Below are 26,007 nucleotides of genomic sequence, written 5' to 3' on the forward strand. Positions count from 1 at the left end.
TTTATATAAGACTAAACCAACGGTTTATTATAAAATTTTGGTATTTAAGTAAGTACAGGTTGATAAATGGCTAAGTCAAAACCCATTGTTACATTACAAAGCTATGGTATTTATTCAACTTGGGATAGTAGTAGCAAGGCACTTCCACAAATTAAGCAGTTTACTACCGACGTGATTGCTAAAATAGACGTAGAATTTGGGTTAATAATTAATATAAAAAAAGCAAAAGGTGAGAAATTACATTTTTGTATTTACCATCCAGACATACCTAACGAAGAGGGGGATGTTATGCCGCCTTTTGAAGGCGTTGAATACGTAAAGGATAACGATTGGCAGTTTTATTTAGGCGACACATTGTGGGAACCCATTCACAATAAACTCGGCCCATGGCGAATGACTTTAACGATGAATAATAAAATAATTGCAGATAAAACATTTAATGTTGCATTAGAAGCGCAACAAACAGAAGTAGATTTTTGGAAAAAGCGCGGGTACTAGTTCGTAGGCACATCGGCAACATAGGTTTAAATGAGCTAAATTACTCGGTTTACATAGTTATAGTGCTGCAACGCTAAGAACTAGTTACAACAAGGCATAAAAAAGCCAATAAAAATTGGCTTTTTAAACTCACTCTTAATTACCCCAAGGGTTACTTGGATTAGACCGTTGCTTGCGTTCTCGAGCACGTTGTTTGGTGGCTTTTTTAGCTTGAATGCGTTTTGCGTCACTAAAGCTTAGTTCACAAGGTTCACCGGGTTTATGTTCGGCCGGTATAACACGATCACGCGGCGGTAACTCGTACTGAACATCATCTGGTTTAGGCAAGTTTTTAAGGCGGTATAGGTAAAAATTTTCTACCTTTTCTTGTGCCCATTGGGTTTTACGTAAAAATTTTACAGCAGATTTAATATCTGGATTATTTTTAAAACAATTAAGCTGCAAGTAAGCGTGCAGGAGTTCCCACCCGTATTGCTCAACCAGCTCTTCAACCACTTGTTCTAATTTTACGCCTTGCAGTGGATTATTACTGAAAAGTTCTTGGTTGCTCATAGGTGTTGCCTCGTTATTAAAATACAAAGTGCATTATAAATTTAATAACGAGGCTTTAATAGTGTAAATAGCCTAACCTTGGCAATTAACTACAACGCGGCCACGAATTTTACCTTCCATGAGTTGGTCGGCATTTTCAATTACTTGTTCGAGTGTAATTTCTGTTGAAATTTTATCTAAATAGTCAGCTTTTACTAATGTAGCTAGTCTTCCCCATGCTTCAATTCTGTCTGCTTTTGGTCGCATAACACTATCGATTCCAATAAGTGAAACACCTCGTAAGATAAAGGGCGCAACTGATGCGGGTAAATCCATACCCTGAGCTAAACCACACGCAGTGACTACACCACCGTATTTAAGCGATGCACAAATATTTGCAAGCGTATGGCTGCCAACAGAATCTATAGCTGCAGCAAAACGTTCTTTTTGAAGCGGTTTCCCTGGGTTTGATAACTCATCTCTGTTAATTATTTGAGCTGCACCAAGCTCTTTTAAGTACTCGCTTTGATCTACTCGTCCTGTGGCGGCGGTTACGTTATAGCCGAGCTGACTTAATAAATAAATAGCAAAACTGCCAACACCACCGTTTGCCCCTGTAACTAAAATTTCACCAGCGTCTGGTGTAATGCCTTGCTTTTCGAGTGCTATAACGCTGAGCATAGCGGTATAACCCGCAGTACCAATTTGCATTGCTTGTTTTGGGCTAAGAGCAGCGGGTAGGGGAATTAACCAGTCACTATTTAGCGCTGCTTTTTGTGCAAGGCCGCCCCAATGTTTTTCGCCAACACCAAAACCATTTAAAATAACATGATCACCATTTTTAAATTCATCGCTGGTGGAAGTTGTTACAGTGCCTACTAAATCTATACCGGGCACCATCGGAAAGGTTCTCACTACCGGGCCTTTACCTGTAATGGCTAGACCGTCTTTATAGTTAAGTGTGCTGTACAACACATTTATTGTGGTATTTTCGTCAGGTAAATCATTTTCGTTAAGCTGCGCTAAAGAAGCGCTGTAGTTATTGTCTTCTTTATTAATAACAATGGCTTTAATTGGGTTATTCATATCATATCCTTTTAGACCGATCGTCTTTTAATTGGTAAATAAAAATGCATTATGTAAGTAATGCACGCAAAAACATTTCAGTGTATAGCGTAAGCGGTGTGCTTGATTTAGTGAGTTTTGCTCGCATTACAGCGCCTTCCCAACCAATCCAAAAGTACTCGCTCATTAATTGTGTATTTACAGTTTTAGAAATAGTGCCTTGCTGTTTAGCTTGATTTAAACAGTTTTCAATTTGTATTTGCCAAGCTGTGTAGCTTTGCAATAATCGATTTTTAAATTCGTCGCTCAAGTGATTTAATTCTTGGTTTAAATTACCGACTAAGCAACCGCGTTTGTAATCGTACTTACTCATGCCTTTAATGGCACTTTGTGTAAAGTTTATTATGCGTTCCAGTGGGGGAATATTTTGTTGATCAAGGTAATGGTTTAGCTTTGCAATAAAATAACTGTCGTAGGCGTCAACCAACGCAATGCCATAGGCTTCTTTGCTTTTAAAGTAGTGGTAGAAGGAGCCTTTGGGTACTGAAGCCTTTTTTAATATTGTATCGAGTCCTGTGGCACTAAAGCCAAACTCTGTTAACGTTTCTAACCCCGTGCGTATAAGTAACGCTTTAGTATCGGCGTTATCTCTGGCTATTTTGGGTGGACGGCCACGTCGTACGATTGTTGTATTTTTGTTCATTGAACTATATTAGACCGATCGGCTTTTAATGTGCAAGTATTAAATTCGTTTGTTTAAAAATAATACCGACTTTGTCTGATTATGTAATGGCTACTATTTGTGAAATTAAATTTATGTTTGAACTTCACTTATTTTTACTAGTCAATAATTGAGGTTAATACACAAATTGTGCGACTTAGTTAGTTGTGATTTTAAATAGGTGAGTAAGTTACATATCAGCGTGGTATGACCAGGTGAATTGTTTAAATGTTAATTCATTTTTGCATCAGCAGCTTAGTTAATGTCAAATAATTTAATTGCTTTTGTTATTTGAACTTTACATTTTTATTAACTATTCATTAATTGTAGATTTCACTTATGCTACAAAATATATAACTAAAAAAGGTGAGGATAATACCGATGAAGAGACAGAAAAGAGATCGTTTAGAAAGAGCTCATTCTCAAGGTTTCAAAGCAGGTTTAGCAGGTCGTTCTAAAGAGCTATGCCCTTATCAACAAATAGATCCAAAATCAGAGTGGTTAGGTGGATGGCGAGAGGCAATTGAAAATCGAAATATGTATAAAACCTAATTATTACCCAAATTTAAGCAAAAAGGCCTCCATATTGGAGGCCTTTTTGTATGCAGTTTTTCAAAGCAAAACTGTATATAAGTAGATTAAAAAGACGTGGTGTCTTGAAATAACCCTACTTTTAAATCTTTAGCTTCGTAAATTACGCGACCATCGACTTCTACTGTACCGTCTGCAACGCCCATAAAGAGTTTACGTTTAATTACACGTTTCATTTCAAGGCGGTAGGTTACTTTTTTAGACGTTGGAAGTATTTGGCCTGTAAATTTAACTTCACCTACACCTAAAGCGCGCCCAAGACCAGGACCACCTGACCAACCAAGATAAAAACCGACAAGCTGCCACATCGCGTCAAGGCCTAAACACCCTGGCATAACAGGGTCACCTTTAAAGTGGCAATCAAAAAACCAAAGGCTCGGAACAATATCAAGCTCAGCGATTATTTCGCCTTTACCGTGGCTTCCACCATCAGCATTTATAGAGGTAATACGGTCCATCATTAACATGTTATCGCTAGGTAAACGACAATTGCCTTCACCAAACATTTCACCTTGACCACATAAGATCAGTTCTTCTTTTGTATAGCTGTTTTTAGGTTCCATAACTCATTATCTTCGCTTAGAAATTGCCAGTACTTTAGCGTACACTTGTACGCTAAACAACTCGGAGCAGTTAAATATCCACTATATTGCGTATTAAATCATCAATCAAACAATGGCTTGGCTTTTTGCTTTATAAAACCGCGCAATTACAATCAAAAATCATTATAATTACCGCTGTCTTATAACTAGTCTAAAGGAAGTTTATGATCCTTTTTGTTAACTCACTTACTGTGATAGATTTTTCTTACTTATGTAACAAACGCGGCGCCGTTGGCGAGAGCTGGATTGTTGATTTAACTTTGCACGGTAAACTTAACGACGAGTCGATGGTGTTGGACTTTGGATTAGTTAAAAAACAAATTAAAGGTATTATTGATGAATGTATTGATCACCGTTTAGCTATTCCTAATAGCATAAATGGGTCAGTGACAGAATTTGATGAGTATAAAACACTTGATTGCACTTTTGGTGACAACCACCATTTAGCAATGAGTGCACCACATCAAGCCTATTGCATGATTGATGCCGATGAAATTAATGTGGAGTCGGTAACTGCATTTTTAGTTGATACTATTTTACCTAAGTTGCCTTCAAACATAGAAAAAATAGAGTTAGCATTAAAACCAGAACATAGCAAAAGCTTTTATTACCATTATAGCCATGGTCTTAAAAAGCATGATGGTAATTGCCAGCGGATAATTCATGGTCATCGTTCTCAAATAGGTATAAGCCTAGACGGTATTTCCATGCCACGCTTACAAAAAGAATGGGCTATGCAATGGGAAGACATATACCTAGCAACAAGTGAAGACCAAATAGAACCGCAAAAATTAAAGCATATTAGCGCAAGAGATAATGATGTTTGTTTTGCTTATACAGCAGCTCAAGGCTATTTCGAAATGGCAATTAGTGAAACGCGTTGTGATATTTTACCGATAGACACAACCGTTGAATGTATTGCGGGGTATATTGCAGGGCAAGTTAAAGCCAAATACCCAGAACAAAATGTAAAAATAACAGCGTATGAAGGGGTTGGCAAAGGAGCAATTAGTTATGCTTAAGACTCTTTTATCTGCGTTGGTTTTAGCAACATTTAGTGTAAATTCGTTAGCTATTGAGCTAAAAGGGCACCTGACTCAAGGCGGCTTAGTAACAGGAAAGCTCAGCGATGTGCAGTCTGTTAGTTTAAACGATACACAGTTAAAACTTTCAAAAAATGGTGATTTTGTATTTGGTTTTGGCCGCGACGCAAAAGCAAATCATACACTTAGCTGGGTTGATTCAAATGGGAAAAAACATACTCAAGAATTAGTGATTACTAAACGTGATTACAACATTGACAAAATTACGGGCGTTGCAAAAAAATACGTTTCTCCGCCTAAATCAGTAAGTGAACGTATAAGCAGAGAAGCAGTTGCGGTCAGAAATGCCCGTGCTGTTAATTCAGACCTTACTTACTTTTTAGACCCAGTACTAAAACCTGCACAAGGGCGAATTTCGGGTGTGTATGGCAGCCAGCGTTACTTTAATGGTGAACCACGTCGCCCTCATTTTGGCTTAGATATAGCAAACAAAACAGGTTCTCCGGTGTATGCACCCATTGGTGGCACCGTTGTATTTGCAGAACCTGATTTATATTATTCAGGCGGAACACTTATTTTAGATCATGGCCATGGTATTACCTCTACTTACATTCATTTAAGTAAGTTAGATGTAAACGTGGGTGATAAAGTTAAACAAGGTAATAAAGTTGCTGAAATTGGTGCAACCGGCCGAGTAACAGGCCCGCATTTAGATTGGCGCTTTAACTGGAAAGGCGAACGCCTTGATCCAGGCTTATTAATGCAAGATACGTTAGCCAACAAAAAGTAGAGACTATGACAGACGTAAACCGCGATGCAATTATTGCTCAGCGTATAAAAGATTCAACCACATCAGTTACAAAAACAGTGTTTCCAGGTCGCACTAATCACCACAATACATTGTTTGGTGGTGATGCATTGGCATGGATGGACGAAGTTGCATTTATTGCTGCTACTCGTTTTTGCCGCAAGCCTTTGGTTACTATTTCGTCTGATAGGGTGGATTTTAAAGAAGCTATTCCTGCAGGTACTTTTGCTGAACTGATAGCTAAAGTAGTGCATGTTGGTAATACGAGTTTAAAAGTAGACGTAGATATACTATTAGAAACAATGCATAAAGATGATAAGCACTCAGCAATAAGTGGTAGTTTTACTTTTGTTGCTGTTGATGATAATCATAGGCCAACCCCCGTAGTATGCGATAAAATGATTAACGGGTTTAAGTAAAAGCCATAAATAAAGATAAGCACCTATTAAGGTGCTTATCTTTATACGTAAAGAACACATCATACTATGTTTTATTCTAATATTATCTTCGCATAAACTATATTGATAAATAACTGATCAACAGGTAAGAGGGTTTATTAAGAAATAAACCCTATATGAATAATTTATACAGATTAAAGTACCATTGCTGCAAACCAGCCGAATATTAATAATGGAATATTAAAGTGTAAAAAGGTTGGAACAACCGAATCCCAAATATGGTCGTGCTGACCATCTACGTTTAAACCAGAGGTTGGTCCAAGTGTTGAGTCAGAAGCAGGGGAGCCTGCATCGCCTAAAGCGCCAGCAGTACCGACTAAAGCAGCTGTTGCCATAATTGAAAAACCAAGCTCTAGGCATAAAGGAACAAATAAGGTCGCAATGATTGGTACTGTTGAAAAAGAACTACCGATTCCCATTGTGATTAGCAAACCTACTAATAAAATTACCGCCGCGGCAATGGGTTTATTTCCATCAAATAAATTTGCGCCACTGTTAACTAAGCTTTCTACATCACCCGTCGCTTGCATAACCGATGCAAAGCCTTGGGCCGATATCATAATAAAACCAATCATGGCCATCATGGCAACGCCTTTGCTAAATACGTCGCCATTTTCTTCCCATTTAACAATACCAAATAGGCTAAATATCATGACACCTACCAAGCCGCCAAGTATCATTGAACCACTAATATTTTGTGCAATTAATGAAGTGAGCACAGCGAATAACCCAACCACCATCACTTTTTTAGGATTTTTGATAGGCTCAGCTTGGCTCTGATTATTCATCGTGTTCGCTGTATAATGTCGTTGCTTTTTATACGTGACAAACACAGCAATCAGTAGGCCAATAAACATACCTAACGCGGGAATAAGCATTGCAATGGGTACACTGGTATTTACAATTTCAAGTCCATTATCTATGAGATTTTTATGTAAAATTGAGTATAAATATATCCCACCAAAGCCATACGGCAACACCATGTAAGACGTTGCTAAACCAAATGTTAAAATGCATGCAATAGCGCGTCTATCCAGTTTTAATTTATTAAATACAACTAATAAAGGCGGAATTAAAATAGGGATAAATGCTATGTGAACAGGCACTAAGTTTTGTGAAGAGATAGCGCAGGCTAAAATAATCATCAATATAAAATAACTTAATAATGCTTGGCTTCCTTCACTCTTGGCGTCAACCTTAGCTAATAATTTTTCAGCCAATATGCGAGTTAGTCCAGACTTTGATATTGCCACTGCAAACGCGCCTAACATGGCATAGCTCAGTGCAATTTCTGCACCTGCGGATAATCCAGAATTAAACGCATCTAAACTTTGTTTTATTCCTAAGCCAGCAGTTAATCCTGCCACTATAGCGGATAAAGTCATTGCCACAATCACATTGACACGAACCAAGGTAAGCCAAAGCATTAAAATAACGCCAACAACAACAGCATTCATAGTTTTCTCTATTTTGAACTTTTAATTAATTTTATCAGATCTTTAGCTTGGGTTTTTCGCTCTTTGGTAAATGGTTTGTTAGCATAGCGACTGTTTTCAAACAAATGTTTAAATTCTATTAGCTCTTTAGAGGCGCTTGGCTTTTTCTTTGCCATAAACTCAAGTTGTTGTGATGGACTGAGAGAGTCGGTTGATGTAATGTTTTTTTTATTTCCCCAAAGCAAAATCTCGTTATACGCTTTAACAATGGGTGGTAGTTTAGCCGTTTTTGTTTTTGGCCAGTTTAAGTAAATAAAATAAACAGCAAAACATAGTGCTGCGGTTATTAATACAAACAACGGAACCAACCAACTTTTTTTATTACCAAATAGCGAGTTTAAAAAATCATTTTGTTTTTCTTGATCAAAACCAAGTACCCAGCTTGACCATTGATAATCTAATTGCTCGAGTTCCAGCCTTAACCAGTTTATTGCTGCAAAGTTACTTAAGCTGACTAAGCCAAAGTCTAAATTATTTTTAAACTCTTCGTTTAACTCTTGGTTTTGAGAAAGCGATCCATTTAATCGCTCTGGAGCAACAACCGCCGTGGCGTCAAAAATAGTCCAGCCTTTATTTTGTAAATAAACTTCTACCCAAGCATGGGCGTCGTATTGGCGAACAGTGAGCGTATTATTGTCTTTATTATATTCACCACCTAAATAACCACTGACTACACGTGCAGGAATGCCCGCAACCCTAAAAATATAAGCAGCGGCACTGGCATAATGCCCGCAAAAGCCACGTTTATTTTCAAATAAAAATTGATCAAGCGTGTTATTGCCCGACATTGGGGTAGGGGTTAACGTATAGGTGAAATTTTGCTCTACAAAGTAATTGAGTAATGCGTTATAAAATGTTTGTTCATTGCTTACTTGCTCTTTTAACTGCAAAGCAAACTTATTAGTTTTAATATTTTGCTTTAAACTTAAAGATGTATATCTATTTCTTTCAAATTCGTTAAGTGAATCTACTGATAATTGATAACTTGCCACATCATATTGCAGGCTTTTTGCTTGGTAACTATTTTTCCTTAATAATCCAAGCGCATTAGCGCTTACATTTTTACTGTTACTGGTTGAATAGGTTAGTCCATACAGCCACTTTTGTGTTGCAGGCTCTGCAATGACCGAATAGTTAGCAATAAGCGTGTTTTGCTCGGCTGCTAAATTTTGATTTGATAGTTGATTATTATATTTTAAAAAGTCAGACGTAAGCCATGCATTGCCATTAAATTCATCATGAATAATTGCACGCCAATAGTAAGGCGTTGCAGGCGGGGGATTATTAAAAGTAGCTCTAAAAACAAGTTCATCTGAGTTTGACAATTTTGCAATATCAAAAGGATCAACTTGCTCAGAAAGCCCAGTTTTAGCAAGTTTTGGGCCGGGCAACTGCCAAAAAGCAGGCATTTTTGGTAAAAACAAAAGTAGAAATATGGCCAGCGGTAATGCCATTAATAACAACTTTGAACTTTGTTTAGCGCTTATTTTTAGATTATGTTTAGATTCTAATAAACCCATTACTGAAAAATTTAATACATATAAAAAGCTAACAACAGCAGTGGTAAATATAGTTTGGCTAAATAAGTAAACCGACGACAATGAAAAAAAAGTAAGCGTTGTAATTACCTGATAATGCTTTTTATTTTTCGCTTGTAAAAGTTTAAATAAGCTTGATAACAACAGCATAGCAACAAACAGTAATACAGTATCGGACATTCCTATTGTAAATATCATTAAACCCAAAGCACCAGCGGCAAGTATGTTTGCAAGCCATGCATTGGGCTTTACGATATTTTTGGCTGTAATAACTGCATTCCATAGGCATAAGCCAGCTAATACACTAATAAATGGGAGTGGCAGGTGTGCTGTAAAAAATAGAACTAAACAGGCGTAAATAAAACACAATGAGGAGTTAATAACTTTTTCATTTTTAAGTTCAATCATTACTTATCACCTGCAAATGAACTTAAGCATTCTAAACAGTGTTGCTTATGGGCTTGTCCGGTATTGATACTGATTAATGTGCTTGGCAGTTTTAACATGAAAGGGGTGTTGTGCTCAGTGGCTTCACACACTAAATAACACAACTGACTAAGGCGTTGCTCTGTAGCACCACTCATTAAATTAAAATCAAACAAAGCATCAGTGGCTTTAAAATCTACAAAGTCTTTGACTAATAATTGCTTTGTTTTAGCGAAGTGTTTCCACGATATTCTGCTTAAGCCCATTTCGGGTTGATGAATTAATAGATTGTCGAATTCTTCAGTTCCCGACTTTTTTGTCATTCCATTTTGTGTATTTTCATCTTGTGAAGAAATGTGTGCATCGCTTAATACGTATTCGTGAGCAGGGTAAACAAAAGTTTTAGTTTGTACTTGTAAATAGCTCCATACAGATACCAAACCAAAAGGATAGTTACTGGCTATTTTTATTCGTTCTAATTTGTAGCAACCTCGTGTTTCATACGGAAGCGGTAAACTGCTACTAATCGATTTATTTGAAATTTCATCATGATGTATGCTTTTTTTTAAATCATTGCTATAGGTAATAGAGAGCGATTGGCAGATTGAATTACTATGTAAGTTCAATTTTAAAATGGGTTGTTGTGGAGAAAAACTAGGTAATACTTTATCAAAAGTCACTGTTAAGCCTTTTGCATTGCTGTACCCCATAAAAACAGCTAATACAATGACCACAAACATCAGATACGACATGATCAAAATTAAATTATTTTGATAATTTATACCCATTACAAAGTTTAAAATAGCCACAATAATAAAATACCACCCAAGCGAAGATGGCAAAACATAGATTGTGTTGTGCTCTAATGTAATTGAAGTTTTTTGGTGCTTATGTTTTAAAAATTTATTAAAAACAGTACGTTTTAAAGATGCAAATATGCTGGGGCGTTTTGTTTTTTTTGATGACATTAAAGCTACACCGGAACTGGCACAGCATTTAAAATGTCATTCACTTGAGCTTCACCCGATTCATTATGCAAACCTAAACGGTGCTGGCACACACTTGTAAAGACTGCTTGTATATCTTCAGGAATAACATAATCGCGGCCATCAATATAAGCCCATGATTTAGCAGCCTTAGCTAATGCAATGCTTGCTCGAGGTGATAATGAAGACGCAAACGCATTGCTGCTTCTTGTATAATTAACAAGCTCTATAATGTAATCAACAACGGGAATACTAAGTATAACTTCGCTAATTTGAGCCTGAATTTGTTTTAATTGCTGCTCATCAATTCGCTTAGGTAATTGGCTATAGTCACGTTTTTGTAAATTTAAAATTAAACGTTTTTCTGCTTCTTTTGGTGGAAAGCCCAAGCTAATGCGCATCATAAAACGATCTAATTGTGATTCTGGGAGCGGGTATGTACCAGACTGATAAAGTGGATTTTGGGTAGCAATAACAAAAAATGGATCGGGGAGGTTATACTTTTTACCATCAACCGTGACTTGTTGTTCTTCCATTGCTTCGAGTAAAGCACTTTGTGTTTTAGGACCGGCACGATTTATTTCATCAGCTAATACAACTTGGCTAAAAATAGGGCCTTTATGAAAAGTAAAACTATGTTCATTACTATTAAAAACATTTGTTCCAAGTATATCTGCAGGTAACAGGTCGCTGGTAAATTGAATTCGTTGGTAAGATAAGCCGAGTACTGCTGCTAAACCATGAGAAAGTGTGGTTTTTCCCATGCCTGGCAAGTCTTCAATTAGTAAGTGTCCTTCGCTAAACAGGCAGGTTAGTGCTAATTTTATTTGTTTTTGTTTTCCAAAAATTACATCTGATAAGTCTTCAATAATCGTTTTAACGGAGCTTTGCATGCTAACCTTTTATTATTCTATGTGTTCGAGACGTTTCATTACGGTATCAACTTTTTTTGCATTAAAAGGTTTTGCTATAAACCCTTTAGCTCCAAGCTCCCAAGTATTCTGGACATTTTCTAAGCTGTTATGGCCTGAGCACATAACTACATGTGCGTGAGGGTAGGTTATATTAATAAACTCTAAAATATCAGTCCCATCAGAGTCGGGTAAATCCACATCTAAAAATATAACGTTAGGGGATTTTTTATCGATAACCGGTTTTGCCGAGCTAAAATCGGTACTTTCTAAAATGTCTTCATAACCCAGTTCGGTTAAAATTTGATTTAGATAATCTCGAATTTCTTTCACATCGTCAATGATGAGGATAGGCTCTAGTGGGCGAACAAATTCCATATGTAAGTTACTTCTTTTAATACTTCTCAAGTATTTTAATATTAAGCTAAGGCTTAGATAACCTCAAGAATGTTGAACAAAAAATCACTCTATAACCCTACTTTAATCAAACTATATGTGTTTAATGATGGGGGTCTGTTGATCTTTCAAGATTAAATTTCATAGTCTGTTTTGTATTCAGGCAAGTTAGAGCCTAAGAAGTGTGAGAATTACCCATAAATTGACCATAACAGCCAGTAAATAAATTTGTTGCAGGTTTTATTAGTTCACCAAAAATGAACTTTATTGAGGTTCCAAACACCGAGACTAACGAAACAACAAGCTTAGGTGTTCGGCCTGAGCACTTTATAATTTCACAAGATACAGGCACATGGGCAGGTAAAGTTGGAGTAATTGAGCACTTAGGATCAGAAAGTTATTTACACGTAACACTGACAAATGGCACCACTGTAACAGTTAAAGCCGATGGTGATTGTCCGCTACAATACGGCGATTCAGTATTTTTAACTGCACAAAAAAATAAAGTGCACACGTTTGATACTAATGGGAATACTATTAAAGTTAACAACTAAATTGAAGGCATCCGTTATTTCATATTATTGACTTCGGCATTATATAAATAAATGATATATTTATATTAAATTCGTAGGTTTAAGCCTTTAAATTATATAAATAAATGTTATTCCTTCAATAAAAGAGGTTTAAGTGGCAAAGTTATCGAACACAGAAATTAGAAAGCTCGATGATGCAGCAAGAGCAGGGTGGTTGTATTACGTTGCGGGAAAAACCCAAGATTAAATAGCAAAAAATCTTAATGTATCGCGTCAGTCAGCGCAGCGAATGGTGGCTTTATCAGTTAGCCAAGGCCTAATAAAAGTAAGACTTGATCACCCCATTGCCAAATGTATGGATTTAGCAGAAAAATTAAAAAGCCGATTTGGTTTAGCATCATGTGAAGTGGTGCCAAGCGATCCTTCTGAACCATCATCTACAGTTCGACTTGCACAAGCTGGTGCCGCTGAGATACAGCGCCATTTGAAATCAGAAACGCCAAAAGTATTAGCAATGGGAACCGGCAGAGTTTTGCGAGCTGTTGTTGATGAACTACCAACACTTGATTGCCCACAACATAAAATAGTTGCTATGTTAGGTAACATGGCGTTAGATGGCTCAGCTTCGCCTTATGATGTTGTGGTAAGAATTGCCGAACACACTAATGCAAAACATTATCCGATGCCACTACCAGTTTTGCCGTGTAGTGTTGAAGAAAAAAACCAACTCCATGCACAACATAATATAACAGCCAATTTAAAACTCGCTAAAAATGCAGACGCAACCTTTGTTGGCATTGGTAGCTTAGGTGAAAAATCACCATTACATATAGATGGGTTTGTTAACGCTGATGAATTAAAAGAGCTTCAAGACTTAGGCGCCGTTGGCGAAATGATCAGCTGGGTTTACGATAAAAATGGTAATTTGCTAGATTGCACTGTAAACCAACGCGTTGCGAGTACGCCATTAGTAACAAATGAAAACAAACAAATTTATGCAATAGCTGCAGGTGAAGAAAAAGTGTTGGCAATATCAGGTGCTGTGAGATGTAACATGATTAGTGGTTTAATAACGAACGAATACACAGCAGAACGCTTACTTAGTATTGATTAAACAATTAATACATAGCCTAATTATTTTAAAAGTCTTAAATAAAACCATGTAATGTCCGATACCGTCTAGTATTGGACATAGTGAGGGTGCAATTATGCGCTCTTACTATTTAATACATTACTACCTATAATTTATATTATGTTAAATACAGTATTTTAATTACTTAGTAAGATAAAGCGCTTATCTATTTAACGTATAAAACGCTCTATTTCACTATTATTTATTTTAAATCATGATTAACGGCATAAATTTATACCGCTAATCATGTAGATATTTTAATTACAGCCTAACTCACTTGCTAAGCCAAATACGGATGATTCTATTGTTTGTGCCTGATTACTCGTTAAATTAGGTAAAACATTAATGCCAGTTCTACTTTCAACTTCATCAATACTTACTTGGGTATTACAAAAATTATCACTGCGGCCAGCACTTTGCTGCATAATAAATGCTGATGCTTTAATGGTGTTACCCGATTGCTTCATTACAATTTTAAAATAACCACTTGGTATAGTATGGCTTTCGTTAGCACGTGGTAAATCTGCAAAGTAATATTCGTACATTGGGCCTGTTACTACATAAAGGCTATTACCATCCTCAACATGATTTCTTACAGCAGTTTCAAGCCTAACCCATGGACCTTGGTTTAATGCAGAAGATTGTGGTGTAATATTAGAAAGCAAATTTGTTAAACGCCAATCGGCTGTATTACTAAAAGATGCTAATGGAACCTGATGCCCACGGTCAGTATTAATTGTTGCATATGCATCGGTATAGTCACTCGGCTCAAGCGTGTAATGGGAGTATAAATCAGGGTCTGATTTCCAACTTCTTGATCTTGATGGTCCACTCATTGTATTGGGCGTTACTTGGTATGCTACCCAGTCTGCAAATTTTGTGTAACGGTTATTTTTTAAAGTATAAATACTACGTTCAATTGTTTTACCGTTGTTTAATCCTGTTGGACAACCTTCTAAGCAATTGGCAGCATTGGCAGTTGAAGCTAGTAATAAGCTTGTTAAGGTTAGTGATATATTTATAAATGATTTCATTGTTGTTTTATCCTGTATAAATGAGGATAAAAACCTAACAAGTTTATGTTACAGATATATTTAACTTTATACATATATTCAATAAGTTAATTGCATATATGTATATTTAGCACTTAAGTATTGTGTTTAATTGTTAATTTATTCGTTCTAGTTAATCGGTTAATAAAAAGGTAATAAGCACCCTACCAATAATTATTTATACATTTTAAATAAATCCTAGGCATAAAAAAACGCAGGCAAATGCCTGCGTTTTATAATTTAATAAAATAATATTAATGAAGTGCCGCTGTAAATGGAATACTTTTACAAATTTCAGCCTCAGCAACTAATAACTCTTCTAAACGCACGTCTACTTCTTCTTTGTCAAAGTATTCGTAGGCTAGCTCTACAAATAAGTTTTTGTGCTTTTCTTCTGATTTAGCAATGGCTACATAAAACTCTTTTTCTTTACCTTCAGGTAATGCTTGCGCAACTAATGAAAAACGTTCGTGCCCACGAGCTTCAATTACACCGCCAACTAATAACCTATCCATTAAAAAGCCATCACGTCCGTGCCTAAATAAAGCACGAATTTGCTTTATGTACGGATCTTTTTGGTCATCACCCAATGTTGTGTCGCGTTCAGTTAATAGCTTGAGTACTTGTTTAAAATGAATAAGCTCTTCAAGTGCTAAATCGGTCATTGCTTTTACAAGTTTACGCTTGTCTGGGTAATGCGAAAGCATTGAAATAGCCATGCCTGATGCTTTTTTTTCAGCAGCCGCATGATCTTGCAAAAAGGTGTTAAAGTCGGCAAGTACAGCCTCGGTCCATTCAAATGGCGTTTGGTATTTTAATTCAAACATAATAAATACTACTTAAAAAATAATGCGGGAATTTTAACGTATTTGTAAATAAAAATCTCGCAATAGGTTTTAGTAAAGCTATGCTCTTAAGGCTTAATTTAGATAATTACAGTTGGGAGGTGTAAGGTAAATGTTTATCTATGCGCCCTTTTGCTGTCGACTCTATTTTTAACGGGTGCTTAATATCGTTCCATGCGGTGACTTTTCCGCCCATATTCATTTTATCAAAATCAGTTTTATCACTTCGTATGTTTAAAAAATCACATACCTTTTGATAACTCCCCGCCTTTGCAATATCAATCGATAAAAATTCAGCTTGTCTTTTTTCAAAATAATACTGTGCAGCATTTAGGTGGCGCTTGTAACAGTCTGCTAAGTAACTATCATCACTAATGTTTTCGAGAGATAAATTAGAAAAAACATCAAAGTAACACCGTTTTATATGAATATTAAAACCGCCATCTGTACGTGTTAAATTAGTATGCATACGTGTGAGTAATTGCCTAATGGATGGCAACCAAACATCAATTTCTCTTTCCAAATATATAAACTTAGACCCTGGGTAATGCTTATCAAGCATTTTATAATCAGTAAATATGGGGGTGTCGGCAATAGCTTGTGCATTGTCAAAGCTGGCTTTTGTGTATGCTGTGTGTGCGGTTGGTAATCCTAATTCTAGTAGTGCGTGGCACACACTAGTTGTGCCAGTTCTCGGTAAGCCTATTACAAATATTTTAGTCATGTACTGTACTTTAATTAGCTATTACGAGTGAGTAATAAAACAAACGCGCTTATTATCATAACCAAAAAAGTAGCTACAGCACCTATTTGACGATACTTTAAGTTTTTTTCTACTATACCTAGGTTATGAAAAAATCGACCAATTAGCAAAGATGCACCTAAAAGGTGACAATAATGGCTGGCTAGACCTTGGTATTCAGCTAAAAATAATAAAATAACAGCAAAAGGTACATATTCCATAAAGTTTGCATGTGCTCTAATTGCACGTTGTAAAACTGAATTACCGTTATCACCTAATGATATTTGCTCTGCTCTGCGAACTTTTATGACATTAAAACTTAAATAAATATAAAAAAAAGCGAGCAATGCAGCGTATGTTGAAATAATCACAGTGTGTTCCTATTGGTTTTTGTTTTAAACGCATTAAGTATGCGCAGCGTTAAGCTGTGCAGATAATAACATATAAATTAACGGCTTTATCACAAGTTTAAAGTTCAACTATGATAAGGTGATAGCCATATTTTATACGCAATCATAGGGATTATATGTTTGTTCCTCGCAAAGTGGCCGATAGTTATCGTGAAATGATAAACAGCATTGGCTTTTACCCTTCTGTGCTTTCTGTTGGTTTTTTGTTTTTTGCCATCATTACAATGTCGGTTGAATATTTAGCCCCTATTGAGCAGTTGAAGTCTTTTATCTCAGTGGTTTTGGTTGATAGCGCAGAAAATGCGCGAACAATTTTAAGTACACTTGCAGGTAGTATTATCTCATTGACTGTATTTAGCTTTTCTATGGTTATGGTGGTTTTAAACTCTGCTAGTGCAAGTCTATCGCCTCGCGTTGTGCCTGGTTTAATTACTAGGAAGTCTCATCAAATGGTGCTCGGCTTTTACTTAGGCAGTATCATTTACTCTATTATCATGCTTATAAATATTAATAAATTAGAAGGCGGCAGCACTGCAATTCCGTCTATAGGAGTTTTATTTGCTTTAATTTTTGGTTTGATTTCATTAGGATTATTTGTATTTTTTATTCATTCTATTTCACGCGCTATCCAAGTTGATAATGTCCTCAATGGTTTGTTTAGCCAGACTAAAAAAGAAATTAAAGCGATCATTAAAAGACAAAAAGAGGCCCCTGTTAGTGAGTTTCCAGATTTTTCAACATGGCACTCCATAAGCAGTAAAACAGAGGGTTATTATAAGGGTGTGCAAACAGATAAACTGTGTGCAATTTTAAAAGAGCACGATATAAACTTATATATTTCTGTTAACCAGGGATATTTTACAGTAAAAGGTTATCCATTTTTAAAATGTAATGTCGATATAACCCACGATGAAGAACTTTTAGAAAAAATATTAGATTGCTTTATTTTTTATATAGAAGAGTACATTAGCGATCACTACCGCTATGGTTTAACACAAATATCTGAAATAGCAGTAAAAGCTATGAGCCCTGGCATTAACGATCCAGGTACCGCTGTTAAATCAATCGATATGCTGAGTATTTTACTGATTGAGCGCCTATCTCTTAACGATATAAATTATTCGTTTAAACACAGTGAAAATAAACCACTTTTATATTTACATGAAACCAGTTTTGACGAGTTACTACATGATAACTTTTCGCCGCTTCGTCATTATGCAAAAGGTGACGCCTACGTAATGACGAATGTATTGGAAGCATTTAAAAATATTTTATTTGTAGCTCGCGATAATGAAAAAGCACGCGAAAGCTTATTTAATTATTTATTCGCTATTGTTGATGACATAAACATGAATGTGACTAACGAGTATGACAGGCGCGAAATTTGTAATATGTTAAATTCTATAACACGCATTAATGAACAACAAGGTAGTCAATTGGTGGCACATTTTGAGCACCACCAAAATAAATCCTACTCAATGTAATAAATAGCATAACTAGATGCTGTTACCTTAATTTCTCCACTGTGATACGCATCCGGTACATAATTACCGGGTGTACTATCCGCCATTACCATTTCTTTTGCACGCATATATGGCTGAGTTTGAACATTAAGTGGGCTCAACGATGCGTTATATAGTCCTTTTAACGACACATCAAAGTCATCGCTTAATTCTTTAGCCGCTTTTTTAGCATCTTGTATTGCCATTTTTTGAGCTTCTTTATGAAGCTCGTTATAATTGCTAGCTAAAAATTGGGTATTGTTAATTTGGTTTATGCCGTTATTAACCAAACTTTGTAATAACGTAGGGTATTTACTTATATCAGTAAGTTTGACCGTTAGTGTTCGGGTAATTTTGAAACCGATAAATTCTTGCTGTCCAGTTTGGCGATTGTATTGAATATCGCGGTGTATATTAATTTGCCCTGCGTTAATGTCAGTGTCTTTAACGCCTAACGTTTTTACTAATTTGATGGCTTTTGCCATAGTGATATCGGCTTTGTTTTTTGCAGCTATTAAGTCTTTATTTACTTCAGTGATACCCACACTCATTTGTGCATAATCAGGCATGGTGGTAAGTGTCGCTTGCCCTTTCACATATATGTGTGGTGCATCGGGTGTTGGGCTGGCAACGGCATTAAAACTAAGTGTGCTTAATGCTATGGCGCTGCCGAGAAAAAGTTTTAGTGTGTTCATCATATAATCCTTTTTGTTTTATACTAATTTACTTAATTAAGTATGATCGCGGATTTGCATTAGCTCTATTAAAGAGCCTAATGGGTTAACAATAAATGAACAAGCATAAAAAAACAGGCTGGCGCCTGTTTTTTGTTATGTGTTGTAACGCAGGGTTACATAAAATTACTTATACAACTTAAACGCTGCAACGTTTGTAGTTACGGTATTTTGGTAACCAATAATTTTTATCAATGGCTGCCCATAGAGCATCGTCAGAAATTTCCAATGCAACACCCTCTTCAATCGCTTTTTTAGCAATAGCAAATGCAATGCGTTTACTAAGCGTTTCAATTTCTGTTAATGCTGGTAATAAACTGCCTTTACCGCTGTTTGCTCGCGGTGAAGACTCAGCAAGCATTTCACTCGACACGCTAAGCATGCCATCTGTAATGCGTGTAGCCTTAGCTGCAATAACGCCTAAGCCAATACCAGGGAAAATATAACTGTTGTTACACTGTGGAATTGGGAAAGTTTCACCATTATATTCAACGGGATCAAACGGGCTACCTGTTGCAACTAATGCTTTACCATCAGTCCATTTAATGACGTCTTCTGGGTGTGCTTCTACCTGTTTAGACGGGTTACTTAACGGGAAAATTATAGGCTGTTCACACGTTGAATGCATTGCACGAATAACTTGCTCTGTAAACAAACCTGGCTGACCCGATACACCAATGAGTATGTCTGGTTTTGCACAATGCATTACATCTAACAATGACGCGTATTCACCACTGTAAGTCCAATCATTTAGCGCGTCTGTTGGTTGCGCTAAAGCTTGTTGGAAGTCGCGTAGCCCTTCCATGCCATTAGTTAACAGACCAAAACGGTCAACCATGAATACTTGGCTACGTGCTTGCTTTTCAGAGATACCTTCAAATACCATTTGGCTAATAATTTGCTCAGCAATACCACAACCCGCAGAGCCTGCACCAACAAATACAACCTTTTGTTGGCTAAGAGTTGAGCCTTTAACACGACACGCAGCTAATAAAGAGCCAACTGTTACTGATGCAGTGCCTTGAATGTCATCGTTAAAGCTACAAATTTCTTCACGATAGCGCTTAAGAAGCGGCATGGCATTAGGTTGTGCAAAGTCTTCAAATTGAAGCAATACATTTGGCCAACGGCGTTTGACCGCTTTAATAAATAGATCTAAAAACTCATCGTACTCGTCTTGGGCTATACGTTTATGTCGTGCACCCATATACATAGGATCATTTAGAAGCTTTTCGTTGTTGGTCCCTACGTCAAGCATGACTGGCAATGTATATGCTGGGCTTATTCCACCACACGCGGTGTACAATGATAATTTACCAATAGGAATACCCATGCCGCCAATACCTTGGTCGCCTAGCCCTAATATACGTTCACCATCGGTAACAACAATGACTTTTACTTTACCCTTTGTGGCATTACGTAAAATGTCGTCAATTTGATAACGGTCTTCGTACGAAATAAACAAGCCACGTGCGCTGCGGTAAATATCCGAAAACTTTTCACAGGCATCACCCACTGTAGGGGTGTAAATAATTGGCATCATTTCTTCAAGATGATCGCGCACTAAGCGGTAGTAAAGCGTTTCGTTGTTATCTTGAATGGCACGTAAATAAATGTGCTTATTTAAATTGTCGGTAAAACTTGAGTATTGTTGATAACAACGTTCAACTTGCTCTTCGATGGTTTCAAAGCGTGGAGGAAGTAAACCTGCAAGGTTAAAATTTTCGCGCTCTTTTTTACTAAACGCACTGCCCTTGTTTAGTAATGGCGTTTCAATAAGGCCAGGGCCAGAGTGATGAATATATAAGTAATTAGGATCAGTATTTGTTGTCATATTTCCAGGCTTTAATGGAGTCTTAAGTTATGATCTGTCATTATCAATGCTCAGAATTTAAATGCAATGAACATAGTACTTGTCAGACCATTGAGAATACAAACACGCACATAGGTCGTGTTTGTATTATACATAATTTAAAATTTGAAAGTGGCGTTATTGTTAGTTAAATCAGACAACGCAACACCTTCACGACGCGGATCAGCTGCGCCATACAGCTTATTATTTTTCACTTCAACACCATGTAAACCTGAATTTAGGTCTAAAACACGCACTTTATGACCACGAGAAGTGAGTGCTGGTGCAAGTGATTCAATAACGGTGCCTTTTTCAAGACTGGTGTAATCATTACGATTAGTAGTACGCGGCAAGTTAATAGCTTCTTGCACCGATAAATTCCAATCTAAAACGCCAACAACTACTTGAGCGACGTAATCAATAATACGGCTGCCACCAGGAGATCCTACAACTAAACGCAAGCTGCCATCTTCATTAAAAACCATAACCGGTGACATAGAACTGCGTGGGCGTTTTCCTGGCTCTACACGATTAGCAACTAACTTACCGTTTTTACGAGGTGAAAGTGAGAAGTCGGTTAACTGGTTGTTTAAAATATAACCATTAATCATAACTGTAGAACCAAATGCCATTTCTATTGAGCTGGTCATTGATACTGCATTACCAAAGCTATCAACAATAGAGACATGCGATGTTGAAGGGAGTTCATACGAATCATCTTGTGCATAACTTAAGTAGTTAACGGGGTCACCGGCAGCTGCATGCTGATCTTTTTCGGTTATGAGTGTTGCGCGTGATTTAATGTAGCTTTTGTTTAATAGCGCTTGAGTTGGTACCTCAGTAAAATCTGGGTCACCCATGTATACATTTCTATCGGCAAAGGCAATACGCGACGCTTGGCTGAAGTAGTGAATTGCTTGTTCGCTGTTAGGCTTTAAGGAAGAAATATTTGTATGCTCTAGTAACCCTAGTATTTGTAAAACAGCCACACCGCCACTACTTGGTGGTGCCATAGAACATACATTATAAACACGGTATTTTATGCAAACAGCATCGCGTTCTTTGCTTTTGTATTGTGCAAGGTCTTGCTGAGATAATGTACCGGGCGCGATTTTTGAATTTTGTACCGCACTGACCATTTTTTTTGCGTTTTCGCCTTTATAAAACGCATCAATGCCATCACTAGCAATGGCTTTGTATAAATCAGCAAGCGGCTGGTTTTTTTTAACGGTACCGGCCTCAATGAGTTTACCATTTGGGTAAAAGTATTCATTTATCACCGGCATACTCATAACACCTGGATTTAACTGACGCGCTAATAAACCATGTAATCGAGGCGATACAACAAACCCTTGTTCAGCAAGTTTAATAGCGGGTTTAAATAGCTCATCCCAAGGCAATACACCATATTGCTTATGCGCATTAGCAAAGGCATGTAACACGCCTGGCACACCTACAGAACGTCCGCCAACAACGGCTTCAATCCATTTAACCGCTTTACCATGTTTATTTAAAAATAAGTTCTCATCAGCATTTTTAGGGACCGTTTCTCGTCCATCAAAGCTGGTTAACTTATTATTTGATTTGTTGTAGTACATCATAAATGTACCGCCACCAATACCCGATGATTGTGGCTCAACAAGCGTTAAAATAAGTTGAGTGGCGATTGCTGCATCAACGGCACTGCCGCCTTTTGCTAATATTTGCTGTCCCGCTTGAGATGCATACGGATTTGCAGCGGCAACCATGTATTTGTCACCTACAACAATCTGCTTAGAACTAATTGATGTGGTAGCTTCTGGTTCGCGAACTTCTACTTTTGTGGGTTCTTTTGACAGCACCGGCAAAGACAATACACCTAAGCCAATAGCAAATAATGAGTTAAGTTTAAAATGCATAAAAAATACTAAAAACACTTAATTACAATGGGTAATTGGCATCTTAAAGTTAAACAGGCACAATATGCAAAAATTAATACTAAAAAAATACAATAAAATGCTTAATTTACCTATACAGCCTCGTTATATTTTACCACCTATATTATTGATACTTTTTAGCACTATTTTTGCTGCATTTGATTTAAATAATTTACTAGAATTTAACCGAACATTAGTTAACAAAGGTGAGCTTTGGCGTATTTTTACTAGCCAATTTGTACACGCAAATTGGGCCCATTTGGGGTTAAATATAAGCGGGATCTTTTTAATTTGGTTATTACATGGTGAGTATACTACCCCTACCCGGTACTTTCTAAATACAATCACTTTAGCGCTTTGGTGCGGTTTAGGCGTGTATTTTTATTGCCCAGACATACATATCTATACAGGTTTAAGCGCGCTGTTACACGGTGTTATTATTTGGGGCGCAGTAAAAGATATTACACAAGGGCTTAAATCGGGGTATTTATTATTCATCGGTGTGTGGGTAAAAATAGCATATGAGCAATTGAGTGGTCCAAGTGCTGATATTGGCGAGCTTATTAATTCGACCGTTGCAATAGATGCTCATTTAATTGGCGCTATTGGTGGATCATTGCTAGGCATCGAGCTTGTTATTAAATATTATAAAAATAGAGCCAAAGGTTAAATAAAAACGCCACTTTAACCAAAGTGGCGTTTTACATAGTTTATTTAAAGGGTGTCTTTAAATAGTTTATAAATACGGCGGTATTCATCTAACCAACTTGACGGTTGCACAAAACCATGTGGTTCAACTGGGAAGATAGCCGTTTCAAAGTTTTCTTTTTCAAGCTCAATTAAACGCTGAACTAAGCGAACTGAATCTTGAAAAAATACGTTATCGTCTACCATTGGTGCATTGATCAATAGTGGTTTATTTAAACCTTCTGCAAAGTAAATAGGTGAGCTACGCTCGTATGCAATGGGATCTACATCTGGATGGTTTAAAATATTGCCAGTATAAGCAGTATTGTAGTGTGCCCAATCAGTTACCGGGCGAAGTGCTGCACCTGATTGAAACAATTCTGGTGCAGTAAATAATGCCATAAAGGTCATAAAGCCACCATAAGAACCACCGTAGGTGCCTACTGCCTTAGTATCCACGTTAGCATTTTCAGCCATCCATTTAACACCATCCGCTAAATCTTGTGTTTCAGGCGTGCCCATTTGACGATAAATAGCTGTACGCCAGTCGCGGCCATACCCTTTAGATGCACGGTAATCCATATCCATTACCACGTAACCTTCATCAGCCAATAATGAATGAAACATAAACTCTCTAAAGTACACAGACCAACCCATATGTGAGTTTTGTAAATAACCTGCACCGTGATTAAAAATAACCGCTTTACGTTTTTTACCACCTTCGCCTTCTACGTAATCAGCTGGGTAGTATACCTTGGCATATATTGGCGCATCAGTATGGCTAGACGGCACTGCAACTATTCTCGGTGCAGTTAATTTTTTAGCTAAAAAAGCGCTTGATACTGTATTAGTTAAACGTGTTGCCGTCGTATTAGCTTTAGCATCTGTTACATATAGCTCAGCAGGCATGGTAATTTTAGAGTGTACTAGCAATAACTTACTTTCATCAGGACTCAACGTGTAGTCGGTCATGCCATTTAAATCAGTAATTTTTTCACTTACAGCTGTTTGTGGATCTACACGGAAAATTTCGTATAGACCAGGGTGTTCAACATTAGCTTTGTAATAAATAGCAGAACCGTCGCTTGTAACTGTTGGGTTTGATACCTCAAACTCACCCTGAGTTAACGCAACGGCGTTACCGTTTAATGGTTTTTTATAAAGCTGGCTGTACCCAGACTCTTCTGAAAGGTAATAAAGCGTGTTTGAGTTATTCAACCAGCCAAAATTATTAAATGCATAAGCGATCCATGCGTCGTCATGTAAACGATGCTGCGACACCAGATTATTGTTTTCAAAATCTACGGTCGCAATCCAGCGATCTTTATTGTCCCACGCTTCAAGCATAATAGCGACTTGCGAACCATCGTTATTCCAAACTATTGGGCTTTGTCCTAAGCCCCAATTTGTGATCAAATTAATAGCGCGGGGTGATTTTTTTGATTCGTAGGTTTTGCCTAGTCGTGCATAATTTTCTTTTTTGACACTGGCTAATACATCTTCATCAAAACCTGGCAGCGTATCAAACGCTAGCGTGTTTTGTGTTTTGTCATTTAAATTTATGTATATAAGTTGTGATGTTTCTTCTTCTGCATCAGCTATACGACGGCGAACTTTTTTAGGTGCTATGGTGGCGTCGTCAGTCACATAATGTGGCATTATATCGCTGTCACTTCGCCAACTTGATTGTTTTTTTACGACAACTAGTAACGCATCTCCATTGGGTGAAAGTTCTACGTTATCAATTTTATTACCTTTGCCTAGATAGTAACTTGTATTTGCTACAGAGCTATTTAGTTCGTTTATTTGCGCGTTACGTGCGTGTTGGTCTTTTTTATTTTTGTGCTCAAGGGCTATGTATTCAATGAGCTTATGCTGCTCTTTTGCAATGTAAGAACTTGGCTCGCTGATTCCTTTTGGTTTATCAGCAAGTTTTAAGTTAGCAATTTCTTGTGTTAGCCCCGTTACTAAATCAACTTTAAAAAATACATTACCTTGACGATAAGCCAAAGTACCATCGTTTAGAAACTGCGGTTTAGATTCGTTAGCTGTGCTATGGGTTATTTGGCGCAGTGTGTTAGTTTTAATATTTTTTACAAACACATTGCCCTTAAATACGTACGCTTGCAGAGCTTTGTCGTTTGAATAAACCGCGTTTCTAGCACCCAGTGTGTGTAGTTTATTCAATGCTATTTGTTCTGCGGTTTGCGACGTTAATGACTGGCTAAATAGGTCACGTAATATGCTACCTTGTTGCTTTTGAGCATAAATAATTGTTGCTGAATCAGCAGCCCAAAAGGCATTTTGTGGTTGGTTGCCTATCCAATCAGGATCGGCCATTGCTTGTTTTAAAGTTATTTTTTCTGAACCAACATCAGCAGGTGTATTAACCACCGATTCAACTTTGTTTTTTTCCAAAGCATTATTTGTTGAGGCTGTGTTTGCAGTTGCACTACAGCCCGCAAGCATTACGCTTGAGGCAACAGCTAACGCTATTAACGTTTTAGATGAAGAAAAATTAAAAATCATAGT

At 37.1% G+C, this 26,007-nt stretch carries 25 protein-coding genes and 1 pseudogene; 9 read left to right on the top strand and 17 right to left on the bottom strand.

Translation table 11 applies throughout. From position 1 onward, the window contains the following. Window positions 1–66: 66 nt before the first annotated feature. Complete coding sequence (locus ACFI34_RS00075) at window positions 67–498, top strand: DUF3859 domain-containing protein (RefSeq protein ID WP_462671942.1); 432 nt, start codon at window positions 67–69, stop codon at window positions 496–498. 135 nt (window positions 499–633) lie between these two features. Here the strand turns inward: ACFI34_RS00075 and ACFI34_RS00080 are convergent, their stop codons facing one another. From ACFI34_RS00080 to acuR, 3 genes are all read right to left on the bottom strand, one after another. Beyond that, on the bottom strand, window positions 634–1,050 hold the full coding sequence (locus ACFI34_RS00080; protein WP_008126969.1) for a VF530 family protein: 417 nt from the start codon (window positions 1,048–1,050) through the stop codon (window positions 634–636). Between the two features lie 72 nt (window positions 1,051–1,122). Beyond that, window positions 1,123–2,115, bottom strand: coding sequence for an acrylyl-CoA reductase (NADPH) (gene acuI, locus ACFI34_RS00085; protein ID WP_462671943.1), 993 nt, complete (start codon window positions 2,113–2,115; stop codon window positions 1,123–1,125). Window positions 2,116–2,164: 49 nt separating this feature from the next. Continuing rightward, window positions 2,165–2,797 (bottom strand): acrylate utilization transcriptional regulator AcuR, encoded by a 633-nt coding sequence (acuR, locus tag ACFI34_RS00090; RefSeq protein WP_462671944.1) that lies wholly within the window; start codon window positions 2,795–2,797, stop codon window positions 2,165–2,167. Window positions 2,798–3,196: 399 nt separating this feature from the next. Between acuR and rmf the strand changes: the two genes are divergently transcribed. Beyond that, complete coding sequence (gene rmf, locus ACFI34_RS00095; protein WP_004586522.1) at window positions 3,197–3,367, top strand: ribosome modulation factor; 171 nt, start codon at window positions 3,197–3,199, stop codon at window positions 3,365–3,367. Between the two features lie 86 nt (window positions 3,368–3,453). Here the strand turns inward: rmf and fabA are convergent, their stop codons facing one another. Further along, the gene (fabA, locus tag ACFI34_RS00100; RefSeq protein ID WP_462671945.1) at window positions 3,454–3,969 is read right to left on the bottom strand and encodes a bifunctional 3-hydroxydecanoyl-ACP dehydratase/trans-2-decenoyl-ACP isomerase; all 516 of its coding nucleotides are present in this window, start codon (window positions 3,967–3,969) and stop codon (window positions 3,454–3,456) included. 203 nt (window positions 3,970–4,172) lie between these two features. On the opposite strand from fabA, the gene ACFI34_RS00105 reads away from it, so the two are divergent. From ACFI34_RS00105 to ACFI34_RS00115, 3 genes are read left to right on the top strand one after another with little or no spacing between them, the layout of a single operon-like run. Continuing rightward, window positions 4,173–5,030 (top strand): 6-carboxytetrahydropterin synthase, encoded by an 858-nt coding sequence (locus ACFI34_RS00105; RefSeq protein ID WP_462671946.1) that lies wholly within the window; start codon window positions 4,173–4,175, stop codon window positions 5,028–5,030. Further along, window positions 5,023–5,841 carry a M23 family metallopeptidase gene (locus ACFI34_RS00110; RefSeq protein WP_462671947.1) on the top strand — a complete coding sequence of 273 codons (819 nt, stop codon included), beginning with the start codon at window positions 5,023–5,025 and terminating at the stop codon, window positions 5,839–5,841. The genes ACFI34_RS00105 and ACFI34_RS00110 overlap by 8 nt, the downstream gene beginning before the upstream one ends. A gap of 5 nt (window positions 5,842–5,846) precedes the next feature. Then, window positions 5,847–6,278 (top strand): acyl-CoA thioesterase, encoded by a 432-nt coding sequence (locus tag ACFI34_RS00115; protein WP_058404001.1) that lies wholly within the window; start codon window positions 5,847–5,849, stop codon window positions 6,276–6,278. Between the two features lie 173 nt (window positions 6,279–6,451). Here ACFI34_RS00115 and ACFI34_RS00120 read toward each other — a convergent pair whose 3' ends face one another. The 5 genes from ACFI34_RS00120 to ACFI34_RS00140 are packed head-to-tail and all read right to left on the bottom strand — an operon-like array spanning window position 6,452 to window position 12,052. Continuing rightward, window positions 6,452–7,774, bottom strand: coding sequence for a Na+/H+ antiporter family protein (locus ACFI34_RS00120; protein ID WP_462671948.1), 1,323 nt, complete (start codon window positions 7,772–7,774; stop codon window positions 6,452–6,454). Window positions 7,775–7,782: 8 nt separating this feature from the next. Next, a complete protein-coding gene (locus ACFI34_RS00125; protein WP_462671949.1) occupies window positions 7,783–9,759 on the bottom strand; it encodes a transglutaminase TgpA family protein in 1,977 nt (658 codons plus the stop codon). Continuing rightward, window positions 9,759–10,745 carry a DUF58 domain-containing protein gene (locus tag ACFI34_RS00130; protein WP_462671950.1) on the bottom strand — a complete coding sequence of 329 codons (987 nt, stop codon included), beginning with the start codon at window positions 10,743–10,745 and terminating at the stop codon, window positions 9,759–9,761. Before ACFI34_RS00130 ends, ACFI34_RS00125 begins: the two co-directional genes overlap by 1 nt. A 5-nt stretch (window positions 10,746–10,750) precedes the next feature. Then, on the bottom strand, window positions 10,751–11,656 hold the full coding sequence (locus ACFI34_RS00135) for an AAA family ATPase (RefSeq protein ID WP_462671951.1): 906 nt from the start codon (window positions 11,654–11,656) through the stop codon (window positions 10,751–10,753). A 12-nt stretch (window positions 11,657–11,668) separates the two neighbouring features. Next, a complete protein-coding gene (locus ACFI34_RS00140) occupies window positions 11,669–12,052 on the bottom strand; it encodes a response regulator (protein WP_462671952.1) in 384 nt (127 codons plus the stop codon). 275 nt (window positions 12,053–12,327) lie between these two features. On the opposite strand from ACFI34_RS00140, the gene ACFI34_RS00145 reads away from it, so the two are divergent. Together ACFI34_RS00145 and ACFI34_RS00150 are read left to right on the top strand one after the other, a co-directional pair. After that, window positions 12,328–12,624, top strand: a complete 297-nt coding sequence (locus ACFI34_RS00145) for a TOBE domain-containing protein (RefSeq protein ID WP_462671953.1) — start codon at window positions 12,328–12,330, stop codon at window positions 12,622–12,624. A gap of 133 nt (window positions 12,625–12,757) precedes the next feature. Beyond that, window positions 12,758–13,717 (top strand): annotated as a pseudogene (locus ACFI34_RS00150) (sugar-binding transcriptional regulator). Window positions 13,718–13,992: 275 nt separating this feature from the next. On the opposite strand, the gene ACFI34_RS00155 reads toward ACFI34_RS00150, so the two are convergent. From ACFI34_RS00155 to ACFI34_RS00170, 4 genes are all read right to left on the bottom strand, one after another. Next, complete coding sequence (locus tag ACFI34_RS00155) at window positions 13,993–14,769, bottom strand: DNA/RNA non-specific endonuclease (RefSeq protein ID WP_462671954.1); 777 nt, start codon at window positions 14,767–14,769, stop codon at window positions 13,993–13,995. Window positions 14,770–15,041: 272 nt separating this feature from the next. Then, window positions 15,042–15,614: a MiaE family protein gene (locus ACFI34_RS00160; protein WP_008133023.1), complete on the bottom strand. Its 573-nt coding sequence runs from the start codon at window positions 15,612–15,614 to the stop codon at window positions 15,042–15,044. A 106-nt stretch (window positions 15,615–15,720) separates the two neighbouring features. After that, on the bottom strand, window positions 15,721–16,356 hold the full coding sequence (locus ACFI34_RS00165) for a sulfotransferase (protein WP_462671955.1): 636 nt from the start codon (window positions 16,354–16,356) through the stop codon (window positions 15,721–15,723). Between the two features lie 14 nt (window positions 16,357–16,370). Then, window positions 16,371–16,745, bottom strand: a complete 375-nt coding sequence (locus ACFI34_RS00170; protein ID WP_276755108.1) for an MAPEG family protein — start codon at window positions 16,743–16,745, stop codon at window positions 16,371–16,373. Window positions 16,746–16,900: 155 nt separating this feature from the next. On the opposite strand from ACFI34_RS00170, the gene ACFI34_RS00175 reads away from it, so the two are divergent. Next, the gene (locus ACFI34_RS00175; protein WP_462671956.1) at window positions 16,901–18,268 is read left to right on the top strand and encodes a DUF2254 domain-containing protein; all 1,368 of its coding nucleotides are present in this window, start codon (window positions 16,901–16,903) and stop codon (window positions 18,266–18,268) included. On the opposite strand, the gene ACFI34_RS00180 is transcribed toward ACFI34_RS00175, so the two are convergent. The 3 genes from ACFI34_RS00180 to ggt form a co-directional block, all read right to left on the bottom strand. Continuing rightward, the gene (locus tag ACFI34_RS00180; RefSeq protein WP_462671957.1) at window positions 18,256–18,981 is read right to left on the bottom strand and encodes an SIMPL domain-containing protein; all 726 of its coding nucleotides are present in this window, start codon (window positions 18,979–18,981) and stop codon (window positions 18,256–18,258) included. The two genes, ACFI34_RS00175 and ACFI34_RS00180, sit on opposite strands and share 13 nt — an antisense overlap. 178 nt (window positions 18,982–19,159) lie before the next feature. Then, window positions 19,160–20,854, bottom strand: a complete 1,695-nt coding sequence (locus ACFI34_RS00185; protein ID WP_462671958.1) for an NAD-dependent malic enzyme — start codon at window positions 20,852–20,854, stop codon at window positions 19,160–19,162. A gap of 137 nt (window positions 20,855–20,991) precedes the next feature. Then, window positions 20,992–22,770: a gamma-glutamyltransferase gene (gene ggt, locus ACFI34_RS00190; protein WP_462671959.1), complete on the bottom strand. Its 1,779-nt coding sequence runs from the start codon at window positions 22,768–22,770 to the stop codon at window positions 20,992–20,994. A 64-nt stretch (window positions 22,771–22,834) separates the two neighbouring features. Between ggt and rrtA the strand changes: the two genes are divergently transcribed. Next, window positions 22,835–23,458: a rhombosortase gene (gene rrtA, locus ACFI34_RS00195; protein WP_462671960.1), complete on the top strand. Its 624-nt coding sequence runs from the start codon at window positions 22,835–22,837 to the stop codon at window positions 23,456–23,458. A 44-nt stretch (window positions 23,459–23,502) separates the two neighbouring features. Here rrtA and ACFI34_RS00200 read toward each other — a convergent pair whose 3' ends face one another. Beyond that, complete coding sequence (locus ACFI34_RS00200) at window positions 23,503–26,004, bottom strand: S9 family peptidase (RefSeq protein WP_462671961.1); 2,502 nt, start codon at window positions 26,002–26,004, stop codon at window positions 23,503–23,505. Between the last annotated feature and the right edge of the window lie 3 nt (window positions 26,005–26,007).

The organism is Pseudoalteromonas sp. PSi26 (assembly GCF_054960575.1).